Source organism: Micromonospora sp. MH33 (assembly GCF_003013775.1).
In the GTDB taxonomy this organism is placed as follows: domain Bacteria; phylum Actinomycetota; class Actinomycetes; order Mycobacteriales; family Micromonosporaceae; genus Micromonospora; species Micromonospora fulviviridis.
Genome location: NZ_MUYZ01000001.1, coordinates 1 through 14,247 on the forward strand (window position 1 = coordinate 1; position 14,247 = coordinate 14,247).

General features: G+C 67.9%; 11 protein-coding genes and 1 pseudogene. 3 read left to right on the top strand and 9 right to left on the bottom strand.

All coding sequences use genetic code 11. The annotated features are described in order from the left end of the window. Nucleotides 1-165: 165 nt before the first annotated feature. From pntB to B0E53_RS00030, 6 genes are all read right to left on the bottom strand, one after another. Entirely contained in the window at nucleotides 166-1,635 is a 1,470-nt protein-coding gene (gene pntB, locus B0E53_RS00005) for a Re/Si-specific NAD(P)(+) transhydrogenase subunit beta (protein ID WP_107074002.1), read from the bottom strand. Nucleotides 1,636-1,638: 3 nt separating this feature from the next. Continuing rightward, nucleotides 1,639-3,180 (bottom strand): Re/Si-specific NAD(P)(+) transhydrogenase subunit alpha, encoded by a 1,542-nt coding sequence (locus tag B0E53_RS00010; RefSeq protein ID WP_107074003.1) that lies wholly within the window; start codon nucleotides 3,178-3,180, stop codon nucleotides 1,639-1,641. Nucleotides 3,181-3,413: 233 nt separating this feature from the next. Further along, a complete protein-coding gene (locus B0E53_RS00015; RefSeq protein ID WP_107074004.1) occupies nucleotides 3,414-4,190 on the bottom strand; it encodes an SDR family NAD(P)-dependent oxidoreductase in 777 nt (258 codons plus the stop codon). 103 nt (nucleotides 4,191-4,293) lie between these two features. After that, the gene (gene hutI, locus B0E53_RS00020) at nucleotides 4,294-5,514 is read right to left on the bottom strand and encodes an imidazolonepropionase (RefSeq protein WP_246835121.1); all 1,221 of its coding nucleotides are present in this window, start codon (nucleotides 5,512-5,514) and stop codon (nucleotides 4,294-4,296) included. A 40-nt stretch (nucleotides 5,515-5,554) separates the two neighbouring features. Continuing rightward, nucleotides 5,555-6,859: an FAD-dependent oxidoreductase gene (locus tag B0E53_RS00025; RefSeq protein ID WP_107074006.1), complete on the bottom strand. Its 1,305-nt coding sequence runs from the start codon at nucleotides 6,857-6,859 to the stop codon at nucleotides 5,555-5,557. A gap of 54 nt (nucleotides 6,860-6,913) precedes the next feature. Further along, nucleotides 6,914-7,315 (bottom strand): nuclear transport factor 2 family protein, encoded by a 402-nt coding sequence (locus B0E53_RS00030; RefSeq protein WP_168215144.1) that lies wholly within the window; start codon nucleotides 7,313-7,315, stop codon nucleotides 6,914-6,916. A gap of 310 nt (nucleotides 7,316-7,625) precedes the next feature. Between B0E53_RS00030 and B0E53_RS00035 the strand changes: the two genes are divergently transcribed. The 3 genes from B0E53_RS00035 (at nucleotide 7,626) to B0E53_RS00045 (ending at nucleotide 11,065) form a co-directional block, all read left to right on the top strand. Further along, nucleotides 7,626-9,503, top strand: coding sequence for an NAD(P)/FAD-dependent oxidoreductase (locus B0E53_RS00035; protein ID WP_168215145.1), 1,878 nt, complete (start codon nucleotides 7,626-7,628; stop codon nucleotides 9,501-9,503). 57 nt (nucleotides 9,504-9,560) lie between these two features. Next, nucleotides 9,561-10,445: an alpha/beta hydrolase gene (locus tag B0E53_RS00040; RefSeq protein ID WP_168215146.1), complete on the top strand. Its 885-nt coding sequence runs from the start codon at nucleotides 9,561-9,563 to the stop codon at nucleotides 10,443-10,445. 101 nt (nucleotides 10,446-10,546) lie between these two features. Further along, nucleotides 10,547-11,065, top strand: coding sequence for a HutD family protein (locus B0E53_RS00045; protein ID WP_281492814.1), 519 nt, complete (start codon nucleotides 10,547-10,549; stop codon nucleotides 11,063-11,065). A gap of 184 nt (nucleotides 11,066-11,249) precedes the next feature. Here B0E53_RS00045 and B0E53_RS38875 read toward each other — a convergent pair. The 3 genes and pseudogenes from B0E53_RS38875 to B0E53_RS00055 all read right to left on the bottom strand — a co-directional run. Next, nucleotides 11,250-11,472 (bottom strand): annotated as a pseudogene (locus B0E53_RS38875) (IS5/IS1182 family transposase); the annotation flags it as partial. A gap of 112 nt (nucleotides 11,473-11,584) precedes the next feature. Beyond that, nucleotides 11,585-12,871: a formimidoylglutamate deiminase gene (locus B0E53_RS00050; RefSeq protein WP_107074011.1), complete on the bottom strand. Its 1,287-nt coding sequence runs from the start codon at nucleotides 12,869-12,871 to the stop codon at nucleotides 11,585-11,587. Next, a complete protein-coding gene (locus B0E53_RS00055; protein ID WP_107074012.1) occupies nucleotides 12,868-14,079 on the bottom strand; it encodes an allantoate amidohydrolase in 1,212 nt (403 codons plus the stop codon). Before B0E53_RS00055 ends, B0E53_RS00050 begins: the two co-directional genes overlap by 4 nt. Nucleotides 14,080-14,247 lie beyond the last annotated feature (168 nt).

Consider the following 14,247-nt stretch of genomic DNA (forward strand, 5'->3'; position numbering starts at 1 on the left):
GTCAGGACGCAGGTTGCGGTCCGCGCCCGAATCAGGCACCTGCTTGACGAGTACGACGATATTCATCGCGCTTCGACATCCTCTCTACGTTGTTCGCCACGCCGGGCCGCGACGCGACACACGGCTCAGTTGAATGAGCTTTCTTCGGCCCTGATACCCGATGGATCAGGCCAGCGCCGGACGGTAGATGTCTGCCCCGCGAACTGCTGAAACACGGTCCAGGGCTCGGACGATGTCCTCGACCCGCTCCTTGGCGTCGCCAAAGAGCATCTGGCTGTTGTCGCGGAAGAACAACGGGTTCTGCACGCCGGCGTAGCCTGTAGCCATCGACCGCTTGAAGACAATCACGTCGTGGGCGTTCCAGACCTTCAAGACCGGCATGCCGGCGATCGGCGAGGACGGGTCTTCCGACGCGGCCGGGTTGACCGTGTCGTTGGCACCGATGACCAGGACCACGTCGGTGGCGTCGAAGTCGTCGTTGATCTCGTCCATCTCGAGCACAATGTCGTAGGGCACCTTGGCCTCGGCCAGCAGCACGTTCATGTGGCCGGGAAGGCGGCCCGCCACGGGGTGGATGCCGAACCTTACGTTGACGCCCCTGGCCCGAAGCTTCGCGGTCAGGTCGGCAACGGGGTACTGCGCCTGCGCCACCGCCATGCCGTAGCCGGGGGTGATGACGACCGAGGACGCGCCGGCCAGGAGCTCGGCGACGGCGTCGGCCTGGATCTCGCGGTGCTCGCCGTAGTCCTTGTCGCCCCCGGGGCCGGACTCGACGCCGAAGCCACCGGCGATGACGGAGATGAAGGAGCGGTTCATCGCCTTGCACATGATGTAGGAGAGGTAGGCACCGGATGAGCCGACCAGCGCACCGGTCACAATCAGCAAGTCGTTGCTGAGCAGGAACCCCGAGGCGGCCGCGGCCCAACCCGAGTAGCTGTTGAGCATCGAGACCACGACCGGCATGTCGCCGCCACCGATGGAGGCGACCAGGTGCCAGCCCAGGGCCAGAGCGAGCACCGTCAGCACGACGAGGACGACATCCTGTCCGGTGCCGCCGGCGTCAATGACGGCGTAGACGATTGTGAGAATCGTGAAGAGGACCAGCGAACCGACGTTGATGAAGTTCTTGCCCGGCAGCATGAGCGGGGCGGACTTCATCTTCGCCGAGAGCTTCAGGTTGGCGACGATCGAGCCGGTGAAGGTGACCGCGCCGATGAAGATACCGATCGAGACCTCGGCCTCGTGGATGTTGTTGAGGCTGTCCAGAGCGTAGTGCGAGCCCTCGAGGTGGCCGTTCCACCCGATCGCGACGGCGGCGAGACCGACGAAGCTGTGCAGCAGCGCGATGAGCTCGGGCATTCCGGTCATCTCGACGATCCTGGCCCGCCACAGGCCGATCACGGCACCGACCGTGATCGCGGCCAGCATGAGTAGGATCGAGACCATGCCGCCGTCGAGGTCGGTGGTGACGTCGATGACCAGGGCAACGGTCGCGACGAGCGCCATCGCCATGCCGACGATCCCGTAGGTCAGGCCGTTCTTGGCGGACTCGTGCTTCGACAGGCCCCCGAGCGAGAGGATGAACAACAGCGAGGCAACGATGTACACCGCGCCAGTGGTCGAGTTGATGTCCATCGCTCAGACCCCCTTGTTGAACATGCCGAGCATGCGCCGCGTGACCGCGAAGCCACCGAAGATGTTGATCGAGGCAAGCAGGGTCGCCGCGGCCGAAAGGATCCGTACGGTGGTGTCCTCCGACGCGACCTGGATCAGCGCGCCGACCACGACCACGCCGGAGATGGCGTTGGTGACCGACATCAGCGGCGTGTGCAGCGCGTGCGCCACCTTGCCGATGACGTAATAACCGATCACGATCGAGAGCATCAGCGTCGTGAAGTGCCGCGGGATCGGGTCCGGCGCGGTCGCGTTGACCAGCCAGAACAGGGCGATGCCGCCCAACACCAGGCCGACCTTCGCACCTGCGGACAGCCGCGCCTTCTCCTCCTTGACCGGAGCAGCAACCGTGGGAGTCGCGGCCGCGGGGATGGCCGAGACCTGCACGGCCGGCGGCGGCCAGGTGGACTCGCCATCCTTGACGACGGTGATGCCACGCTGGACGACGTCGTCGAAGTTCAACGTCAGGTTGCCGTCCTTCTCCGGGGTCAGCAGCTTGAGCAGGTTGACGACGTTGGTGCCGTACAGCTGCGACGTCTGCGCGGCCAGGCGGCCGGCGAGGTCGGTGTAACCCAGGATCGTCACGCCGTTCTGGGTGACGACCTTCTGATCCGCCACGGTGCCCGCGACGTTTCCACCGTTGGCCGCGGCCATGTCGACGATCACGGAGCCGTTCTTCATGCCGGCCACGGTCTCGGCGGTGAGCAGGCGCGGCGCTGGGCGTCCGGGTATCAGCGCGGTGGTGATGACGATGTCGGCGCCGCGCGCCTCCTCGTCGTACATCGCGGCAGTCGCGGCCTGCTGCTCCTCGGTCATCTCCCTGGCATAGCCGTCGGAAGACTTCTCCGCCTTGAACACGGACCGGTCCAGCTCAACAAACTGCGCGCCCATCGACTCGACCTGCTCGGCCACCTCGGGACGCACGTCGAACGCGCGCACAACCGCACCCATCGCCGAGGCGGCACCGATCGCGGCCAGACCCGCGACACCGGCGCCCACCACGAACACCCGGGCCGGAGGGATCTTGCCTGCGGCGGTCACCTGGCCGGTGAACATCCGGCCGAACTCGTGCGCGGCCTCGACCACGGCGCGGTAGCCCGCGACGTTCGCCATCGAGGACAGCACGTCCATCGGCTGCGCGCGCGAGATCCGCGGCACCGCGTCCATCGCGAGCGCGGTCACGCCCTGCGCTTGCAGCTCCTCCAGCAGCTCGGGGCTACGGCCCGGCGCCATCATCGAGATGATCGTGGCGCCCTGCCGGAGCCGGCCGATCTCCTCGTGGGTGGGGGCGTTGACCTTCACGACGACGTCGGCGGCCCACACCTCCTCCGTCGTACCGACCCGGACACCAGCGGCGGTGAACGCGCTGTCGGGCTGGTCGGCGAGGTCGCCGGCGCCCGACTCGACGATCACGTCGTAGCCGAGGTTGGTCAGTTGGGAAACGGTCTTGGCGGTCGCCGCAACCAAGGCGCCCTGTTTCGACTCGCTCGGGATGCCGATGAGCATCGATACCCTCCTTCTCTCGTTTCCACCGGGTCCACCCTGTCCGGGCAGCCAAGGGAGCGCCGGGCGACGGCGAGCCGCGAGACCCTGCCGTGGCCGACGGGCGACCGGTGCGATCCCGGGCCACGGGACGGTCACGGCAGGATGCCGTTGTCCCCCGCGCGAACGCCCGGACTTCGTAGAGGTCGACGCCGGCGTCGCGAATGGATTCACCTCTTGCTGGTCGGGAGAGACCGCTAGTAGAGCGCCTTCCCGCCATCGAGGCGGATGACCGTGCCATTCAGGTAGGGCGAGCACGTCGAGAGGAAGAGCAGCGTCTCCGCGACATCGTCCGCGTCCCCGTTGCGGAACTCGTACCGCGTCCCGACACGGTAGGTGTCGCCATCGACGAGCGGTTCGCCGCGATAACGACGCAGCGCGTCATTGGTGCCGTCGTCCGAACGGAAGAACTGCGTCGGTGCCACCGCGTTGCACTGCACCGTCGGAGACAGCGCGACGGCGAGCTGCTCCATGAGCCGAATCAGGGCCGTCTTGGACAGGCCATGCGGAATGAGGTTCGGCCATGCCTCGTTGGTCGAGTTCCCCACCAGCGCGATGATCCTGCCGTGCCCCTGCGCCTTCATGACCGTCGCCGCGGCTTGGCTGAGGAAGAACGGTCCCCGGATGTTGACCCCGAATGAGGCGTCGAAGTCGTCCTCGGTCACATCTTCGAACTCCTTCGCGCGAAGGGAGCTCGCATTATGGATCAGCACGGAGAGATCGCCGCGCCAGGCCGCCGCCTGGTCCACGAGCCGGCGGGCGTCCGCGGTGTTCGACACGTCCGCCTCCACGGCGATCGCCTCGCCGCCCTCGGAGCGGATGAGCTTGACGGTCTTCTCGGCGAGCTCCGCCTGCTTCCAGTGGTTCACCACCACGGCCGCCCCGGCCGCTCCGAACCTGCGCGCGAACACGCGGCCCGCACGTTCGGCCGCGCCGGTGATGAGAACCGTCCGGCCGACGATAGATGAACTCATGATGTCTCCAGATAGTCAGAGTGAGGGGAATGAATTCTCGGGGTGTCCCCCGCCACGGCGACGGGCCGCAGGCGAAAGGCAGAAGTGTCTCGGCGGACGTAAGTCAGACTTGGCGGATGCCGGCCCGCCACACGGCGCTCGTGAGCGGGACCCCGGGACGGTAGGCAAGGTGGGTGACCGAGGGGGCGTCCAGCACCTGAAAATCCGCCCGCCGGCCAGGACCAATCACCCCGACGGCCGGCTGCGCCGCGCCGCGGGGATCGAGCCATCCCTCCTCGTCCATTCCCAACGCGATCGCCCCTCCCAGCGTCGCCGCGCGGACCGCCTCCTGCACGGTGAGACCCATCTGCAGCACGGCGGTGGCGACGGAGAACGCCATGGAGGTGGTGAAGGACGTCCCGGGGTTGCAGTTCGAGGCGATCGCGACGACCGCGCCGGCGTCCAGGAGACGCCGGGCAGGCGCGAGCGGCATTCGAGTGGAGAGGTCGCAGGCCGGAAGAACCGTCGCGACCGTACCTCGCCTCGCGCCCGCCCAGGAGGAGGCCAGGGCCACGACATCGTCGTCGGTCAGGAAGCCGAGGTGATCCACGCTGAGGGCGCCGTACTCGACAGCGAGCTGCGCCCCTGGCCCGTGCCCGAGCTGGTTGCCGTGCAGGCGACGCGCCATCCCCCGCGCCCTGGCTACGTCGAGGATCCTGCGCGTCGCCGCCTCGTCGAAGGCGCCGACCTCGCAGAAGACGTCCACCGCGGTCACGAAGGGAGCGATGGCGTCGAGCATCGGACCAGCGACGAGCGCGACGTACTCGTCCGGGTCGGCGCCTGCAGGCACGACGTGTGCGCCGAGGAACGTCACCGCGTCCGCGTGCCGACCGGCCAGGCGAGCTGCCCGTACCTCGTCGGTCACTGTCAGGCCGTACCCGGTCTTCGTCTCGATCGTCGTCGTCCCGCCACGGCGCGCCTCAGCTACCAGCCGCTCGACATTTCCTTCGAGATCCGCGTCGCTCGCCGCCCGCGTGGCCTGGACCGTCACGTTGATACCGCCCGCCGTGTAAGGCTCACCGGCCATCCGCGCCTCGAACTCCGCAGTGCGGTCCCCGGCGAAGACCAGGTGGGTGTGGGAATCGACCCAACCCGGGAGCACAGCTCGTCCGGCCAGGTCCACCCTCCGGTCGGCGGGGGGCGCCGCACGAGATGGCCCGACCCACGCGATCCGATCTCCTTCGACGACCAGCGCCGCATCGGCTACCCGCCCGCCATTGGCCTCGTCGTTCGTGGTCAACTCTGAGATGCCGTCGATGACGACGGCTTCCTGTGGCTCGTTCACGTCCTGGTGCCTCTGGTTATCCCACATGTCTGCAGGCCCCTCATCCCCGAAGCTGGCCCTTGCGCGGATCACGCAGCCGGGAGAACTGCGCAGTCGAATAGCTGCGCCCGCTGGTCGGGGCGAGGAACGGTTCCGCGGTGTGGTCGCGGCCGTCCAGCTCGGTCTCGATGACATGGCGAAGTAGCTCACCCACGATCGGCGCCGTCTTGAACTGTGTACCTGAGGTCGCCATCGCGACGAACAGCCCGTCGAAGCACGTCCGGTCGTAGATCGGCAGCCAGTCCTCCGCCGCGTCGTACAGCCCGACGACGCCTGTTCGAGCACGCGGGACGCCCAGTGCCGGGATGCGCCGAGCCAGCCGCAGAGTCGTGCGTTCCCAGACGTCGGCCGTCACCAGCGGGTTGAACTCATCGGGGTCCTCGATGACTGTCTGCTCCTCGACGAGATCACCGTTACTGCCACCGAGGAACGCGTTGCCTAGCTCTGGACGAAAGTTGATGTTGAGGTCGCCGTCCACGAGGTGTACCCCTTGAAGCGCGAGGTCCAGCCCAGCAGGCGCCGGCACGTGGACCAGTTCCTCCCGGATCCGCCGGGTTCGGACCCGAAAGTCGGAGGTTCCGCCGATTGCCGTGACGAGTGAATCGGTGTGGGGTCCGGCAGCGACGAGAACCGCCTCCGCCCGCAACCTGCTCCCATCGGCCAGGGTCGCTCCCACGGCGCGGGCACCCTCGAGATCGATCCGCACGACAGGGGCCGATCGCCGCAAGCGGGCACCTTCCCTCTGGGCCGCGTGCATCAGATTGACTGCCGCGAGGGTCGGGTCACCGACGTACCCCGACTGGGCGGTGTAGAGAGCGCCAGGCAGCAACTCTGTCGGCTCCGACCAGAACTCGTCGTCGTCCACGGGCCGGGGCGGTCCGAACCGGTGGAAGTCGAAGTACGGGAAGTGGCCACTCATCTCGTCCAGCGACCACTCCTCGAACGAGACCTCGGCGGCCCTCATCGCCGCTGCGGCTCGGTCGACGAACCCGGTCCCAGCATCAAGGATCAGCGAGCCACACCGCACGAAACGCGCGACCTCCTCGGTGCTGTCGGCACCGAGGAAGTCACGCCAGTTGTTCCACACCGCCAGGGCGTCGGCAGCGAGCGCTGAGCTCTGCGCGTCGCTCGCGTGGACGCGGATGATGCCTGCCGACGATCCGGTCGAACCGTCTCCGACCCCGCTGTTGCGGTCGACCACGAGCACGTCGTGGCCCGCCTTCGCCAGCGCGAAGGCGGCACTGGCGCCGATCACCCCCGCCCCGACGATCAGCACGTCAGCGCGGTTCTCTACCTCGGTACCCATGTTCCCTCACAGTCTGGATCAACGCGGCGCTCAACGATCGTCAACGGCGGAGACTCAGAGACCCCAGCCGGCGTGAGGCTGAAGAGCACCCTTCTGCTTGACGAACGACTCGCGCAGGTCCGCAACCCTGTTCCCGGCGAAGGTCAGCAGGAAGTTGCCCGCCAGGGTGTAGTCCTCCCCGCCCGAGCGGAGGGTGGCCCACCATTCGACGCCCACCCGGTCTCCCTCGATCACCGGCGTCCCGTAGCGGAAGTCGACATCAGAGACGCCAACGAGCGCGGACTCCCAAAACCCCGCGATGGCGTCGTGACCGACGAACGGCTGCTCCAGGAAGGGACTGTTCCGGTAGCTGGCGTCCTCGGTCATGATGGCCGCCGCCCCCTCCACGTCGCCTTCGCGCCACACCCGCCCGAACTCCTCCAGCCATGCCTTGACGACGTCAGCCGAAACGCTCACTTGATCTTCCTCGCTCTCGTTGGGGGCGGAACCGCATCGGCCACGGTGCGGCCGGCGTCGCGGCCGGCCGTCCACCCGGCCCGGCACAACTCTATGCGAGATGCCGCCGCTAGCATAGTATTATGCGGGCGAGAAACGGCCAGCTCCGACACTGCGCATCCCGCACGGACGTCCGTCTCGCCAGAAGGAGGTAGCAACCCGAATGACACCGACTCGCGAACCTGATGCCGACGAGATGCATCGGTTCGACGACCTCTACCAGGTCTCTCGGTCCGAAACCATCGTCGAGGACGACGACTTCCTCAAGCACGTGTCGGCCGGCTCGGAGCTGCCCGTCCTGCTCGCTGCGCTTGCGGCAGCTCTCGGCGACACGTCGATCCTGCACGCGGACCTCCAACCGCCGCTGACGCCGATGGACACCCAGCCGCACCCGCACGGGGGGATGTCGGAGGATCAGAAGGAGAAGGCTGTCGCCGTCGCCCTCTCTGCGCTGACCGTCCTGCGCGACAAGGGGATCACCACGGTCGACGTGCTGCCCGACGAGACAGTTCGAGAGATCCTCCACTACCTCAGCGGCGGCCGAGAGCAGTGGTATCGGATGCTGACCCATGAGCTCGACCTCGCAACCGACAAGGGCGGCCGGCCGTCCTGGAAGTTCGAGGAGGTCGCGAAGGGGCGACCGTTCCCCACCCTCATCATCGGCGCGGGTGTCGCGGGGATCGCCGCCGCTCACCGGTTCGCCCAAGCGGAAGTGCCGTTCACCCTGATCGAGGCCAACACGTCCGTGGGAGGTACGTGGGCGAAGAACACCTATCCCGGGGTCCGTCTCGACACTCCCACCTTCGGATACTCCTACTCGTTCGCCCAGCGCGGCGACTGGCCGCACCAGTTCGCGCAGGGCGGCGAGATCCTCGACTACCTCCGTGACGTGGCCGAGCGGGCCCGAATCACCGACAGGATCGAGTTCTCGACCAGACTCCTTCGCCTGCGCTGGGACGACGACGGCAGGTTCTGGGAGGCGACCACCCGCGGACCGAACGGCGGCGAGCAGGTCCGCCGGTTCTCGGCGGTGGTCAGCGCGCTGGGCCAGCTCGACAGGCCGAACATCCCGGAGTTCGAGGGCCAGAGCCTGTTCCGCGGAACGACGATGCACTCGCAGGAGTGGGATCACGCAACCGACCTGAAAGGCAAGCGGGTTGCCGTCATCGGCACCGGCGCGAGCGCCTACCAGATCGTGCCCGCCATCGTCGGGGATGTGGATGCCCTCACCGTCTTCCAGCGCAGTGCGCCGTGGATGCTGCCGGCGCCGAACTATCACCACCCCGTGACGGACGCGTTCAGCTGGCTCGTGCGGAAGGTGCCGCACTACGCGCAGTGGTACCGCCTCTGGGTGATCCTCACGGGCATCCCCGGACGGACCCATACCGTCACAGCGGAAGAGGACTGGCCCGGTGCGCCGCTCAGCGTCTCGGCCAAGAACCAGGAGCTGCGGGAGTACCTCGTCGCCCGACTCGAGGCCCAGTTCCAGGACGCCCCGGAACTCCTCCAGCACATCGTCCCCACGTACCCGCCCGGCGCGAAGCGCATGCTGCGGGACAACGAGGTGTGGGCCTCTGCGCTGCTCTCCGAGAAGACGACGCTCGTGACCTCCGGGATCGAGCGGTTCACCGAGGACGGGATCGTCGACAACGACGGTCTCCTGCACGAGGTGGACGTCATCGTGTACGCGACCGGCTTCAAGCCGTCCGACTATCTCGACGAGGTCGAGGTCCTGGGACGAGACGGTGTGGAGATCCACGAGTTCTGGGACGGTGACGCACGCGCCCACAACGGCGTCATGGTCCCGGGTTTCCCCAACTTCTTTCTGATCTACGGCCCCAACGTGGGTGGAGTTGTCGCGGGCAGCTTGCACTTCATGCTGGAGCGCGCCGTCGAGTACTCACTCAAGGCGATTCACGAGGTGCTTCGCCGGGGGGCGGCCGCGATCGACGTACGCAGGGAGGCGCTTGACCGCTTCGTCGCGTGGGTCGACCAGGGCAACCGGAGGATGGCCTGGGGCCAGCCGTATGTGAGCACCTGGTATCAGAACCGGCACGGACGGGTGTCCCAGATCTGGCCGTACACCAATGTGGAGTACTGGAAGACCACCGAGTCGGTCATCGAGTCGGACCACGAGTTCCTCGACTAGACCACCAGATCCCTGATGACCCCTGGCACTACGCATCCCCCCACAGGAGACACCGACATGTCGGCAATCAAACGAGACCAGATCAACGTCGGCGGGCTTGTGACGAACTTCCTGTCGGCAGGATCCCCGTCCGCACACCCTCTGGTGCTGCTGCACGACGGGGCATGGGGTGGTTCGGCCGAGGCCAGCTGGATCAACGTGATCCCCACCCTGGCGGAGCGCTACCGGGTGATCGCACCAGACCTCTACGGCTACGGCGCCTCCAGCAAGATGGTGCAGCTCGACGTGGCGCCGTACGAGTTCCGACTCCGCCAGGTAGCGGCGCTGCTCGACGCGCTCAATCTGGAAGACCACCCCGCCCACCTCGTCGGCAACTCCTTCGGCGGCGCCATGGCGCTGCGGGCAGCGACCCTGCCCTGGTTCTCATGGCGCGTCAGCACGGCCGTGTCGATCTCAGGAACGGGTGGCCCGTACCGCACCAAGGAGGGGCTGGCCGCGCTGTCGCACTTCGACGGCTCCCACGCGGACATGCTGCGGGTCGTGCGCCTGCTCACCGGTCATTTCCCGGCGATCGACGACCACGTCGAGGTTCGGCTACGTGACGCGTGCAACCCAGGTCACTACCGAGCCGTCGCTGCCGCCGGACTCGCCACCCCGTTCGAGGGCGCGCCGAAGCGTTACGACGACTACCCGCGGAGCCTCCGAACGGTCCGGACGCCACTAGCGCTGGTGAGCGGACGACAGGACGACCTCGTCGAGCCGGACTGGGCGCACAGGATCGCCGAGCATGCCCCCAGCTGCAAGGTCTACGGGATCGATGCGAGGCACTCACCCAACATCAGTGACCCCGAGACGACGGCGGCTCTCCTCCTCACGATCCTAGGAGAGCTCGAGAGTGGCGCCGCGACGCAAGACCATACCGCGCCCGGGACGAATCGGTGACGCGGAAGCCGGCGCTGCCTCACGGAGCCAGTCGCGTTCGCGGGGCTCTCGGCCAGGGGACCGGCGCCGCCCCAACGAGCGGGCCACCTGGTGACGGAGGGGTGCCGGCACCGCTGCGCCGGTTCTGCCAGCTTCGGCCGACTCCTTGGGCGACGGGTGCAGGTGTGACCCGCGAAGTGGTGTCCTACCACGAGAGCCGGAGGCTGGCCACCGGCCGGCCGCCCTGGCGACTGAGCATCGCCGACCTGACCGGACCAGGCCCGTTCTCACGCCTGCCGGGGATCACACGCACCTTCGTTCCGATTGACAGCCCCGTCGAGCTGCGGGTGGATGGTGAGACCCACCGCATCGCCGCTGCCACGCCGTTCTCGTTCGCCGGCGACTCCGAGACGACGCTGGTCCGGCTGGCGGCGCCGTGCCGTGCCGTCAACCTCATGGTCAAGGCCGACGACCCCGACCCGGCTGAACTCCTGCCCTGCCGGTTCCCGGGGCTGGAGTTCCCGACGGCCGCCGTCGTGATCGCCCTCACCGGTGGCCGTGGGATCAGCAGGTTCGACGTCTGGCGACCGTCGGCCGCCCTCGACGGGCTAGGGGTTCGGCAGTGGCTCGCGGTTCGGTGACCTTGGAGAGACCGTCAGCAGGCATTGGCTGAGGCGGCGGGTGCGTTCGACCGGCCAGCGGTTGCTGGCCTGCATCGGGGCGCGCCCGCCTCGTCTGACGATCTTGGCGTCGAGGCCGTGGTCGGCCGGTGCCTTGCGGCTGGGCTTGTTGTCGTAGCCGCGGTGCAGGTGGACCGTGACCTGTCCGACGGCGGATCGTGGCGTCCGGGCACTGGGCGGACACCACCCGCTCGTAGCACGAGCCGTGCGCCAAAGCCGCGATGACGTGCGCGAACACGACCCGGTCCGGGGATCCGACGTCGGTGACAGCCCAGCGGGTGACCGGGGCGGAACTCGCCCCGGCCGGGCAGCGGTGCGGCGAACTGAACCCAGCCGGGTTCCAACAGCGAAGGGCAGCGCAGGCACAGGGGTCCTTGTCGGTCACGGAGCGTAGAGAACTCACGTGATCGACAAGCCCCGTGCCTGTCTGCTGCCCGCGAACGGTTACCCGGGCGGCCAACGCCCTGTCGACGGTCTCTCTTAGCGGCCGGGACGTGTCAGCCGACCGCCGACGATGGTTGCCCGCACATCGCAGGCACGCGCCACGAGTGGCAACTGCCACGGGTCAGCACCGCGGACTCTCGTCGACGTCGCGTCGATCTCGACCGCGTCCCAGTGCTCGCCCACGCGTAGTCCCGGCGGAAGTCCAGGATTCCGCGACAGGCCAAGGGATTCGTACCCCCTGACGGTTCCCGCCGCCCAGAGCGTGTCCGGCGGGAAAACCCCACGTCGCTGTAGCCGCAAGCGCTGGTCGAGCTCCAAACGGCTGAGCTCCTCGAACGGATCGATCACCACGTGCTGGTCCGAACCGATGGCGAGGCGTGCCCCCGCGCCCCGGATCTCGGGGGCAGGGCCGATCCCGTCGCCGAGATCAGCTTCGGTCGTGGGACACATCACGATCGTCGCGCCGGCGTCTCCGAGCAGGCCGATGTCGCCAGTGGTCAGGTGCGTCGCGTGAACTGCGGAGAACCGCGACGACACCAGCCCGTGATCCGCGAGCAGCCCGACCGGAGTCAGGCCGTGCGCCTCGAGGCAGGCCTTGTTCTCCGCGGGCTGCTCGGACACGTGGGCATGCAGTGGCACGTCCTGAGGGAGGCCCTCGGCGATCACGGAGAGGTCGGATCGCGATACCGCTCGGACCGAGTGAATGGCGGCACCCAGGGTGACGAGTCCGCCACCCTGTTTTGAAAGCGCGTCGCGCAGCCGATGCCAGCGGTCCAACCAGCGATGGGCGTCTCCGTCGCTGAACCGCTGCTGCTCCACGCCCAGTGGCGCGTTGACGCCACCCCACAAGTAGCAGGTGTCCAGAAGTACCAGCCGAACGCCGGCGGAGGTCGCCGCCGCCACCAGCGCCAGCTCCATCTCGTGACCGCCGTACGGCGTTCCGCCAGGCTGGTGGTGCAGGTAGTGAAACTCACCGACTGCCGTGTAACCGGCGTCGCGCATCTCCTTGAAGACCCGCTCCGCGACGACGTGGTAGCTGTCCGGTGTGAGTCGGTTGGCGACGTCGTACATCCGGTGCCGCCACTGCCAGAAGTCACCTCCGTTGGCGTGCGTACGACCGCGCAGCTCTCGATGAAACGCATGGGAATGGGCGTTCGCGAATCCCGGCACGACCGTTCCGAGCACGACATCGCCGGGCTGCGGCGGCACGCCTGCGGCGACCTCGACGACCACACCGTCCACCGCCTCCACCCGCACCCTCTCGGCCAGGCGTCCCTCCGCGAGCGCGACCTGGCAGTGGAAGCGCTGCCGTTCGCCGCTCATCGGGAGGCCCCGCCGGTGAGGTCTCGGAGAACGGCGGCAAGCCCTTGCGCTCCGGCCTCGCAGTCCTCCTCGCGGGCGGTCTCCTCCGGAGCGTGCGAGACGCCGGTCGGATTCCGGACGAAGATCATCGCGGCTGGGACGTACGCGGAGAGGACACCTGCGTCGTGGCCGGCGCCTGTCGGTATCGCCGGCACGCCGCCGAGAAGACCGGCGATCCTCGCCGTGAGTGGCTCATCGAAAAGGACCAACGGCGAGAACGACTCCTCGTGGACCTGAAGAGCACAGCCCTCGGCCCCGACCCGCTTCTCGATGAGCGCAACCGTCGCGTCCAACTGCGCGCGTACCTCCGAGTCCGAGTGAGCCCGGATGTCGAGCCAGGCGTCAACACGCGAGGCGATGACATTCGTTCCGTTCGGGGTGACCGAGATGCGGCCGATGGTGCCACGAGCGGCCGGTCGCTCCAAGGCGATCTCGCGGACCGCAAGGGCCGCCGACGAGAGCGCGACCACCGGGTCGCGGCGTCCCTGCATCGGCGTGGTCCCGGCATGGTTACCCTCCCCGACGATCGAGAGCCGCCACCTGCCGTGCGCCATGATCGCCGAACCGACTGCGAGGGGGAGGTCACGGTCCTCCAGATCGAGGCCCTGCTCGACATGAAGTTCGAGGAACATGTCGATGCCGGCGAGTCGGTCGGGGTCCGGGCCGATGGTGGAGACCTCCAGGCCCGCCTGCCGCCAGGCCTCTTCGAGGGTGACGCCAGTGCGGTCGACCCGGGCGAGCGCGTGCTCCGGCGCGATCTCACCGACCATCAGTCGAGAGCCCAGGCACGGCATGCCGAAGCGGGATCCTTCTTCCTCCGCGAATGCACAGACGGCAATCGGCCGCGTGGGACGCCAGCCTTCAGCCTTGAGGATCGCGACCGCCTCGAGTGCACTTACCACACCGAGAGGTCCGTCGAACGCGCCTCCACCGGGGACGGAGTCAAGGTGACTGCCTGTCGCGACGGCTCCCTGTCGGGACTCGCCCCACCACGCCCACAGGTTCCCGTTCCCGTCCACCTCGACGGAAAGACCCAGTGCCTCCGCTGAGCTTCCGAACCAGCTGCGAAGCGCCACCTCCGCCGGCTCCAGCAGGTGACGCGAGTAGCCACCGCGGACGTTGTCTCGGCCGATCGCGCTGATCTCCGCCAATCTGTCACGAACCGACACGGCGCCCGCTCCTTGCGTCGACGTGCATCATTGGTCGCCGTCGGCCGACAGCGATGTGGTCATGGAAAGCTGTACTGGGCATAAGCTCTGTCAACGTCGTTTCTATCGGGGACACAGGTCTTCACCGGCATCTTGAGTTCGTCAGCAGGCGCGTTCTACATGTTGCCT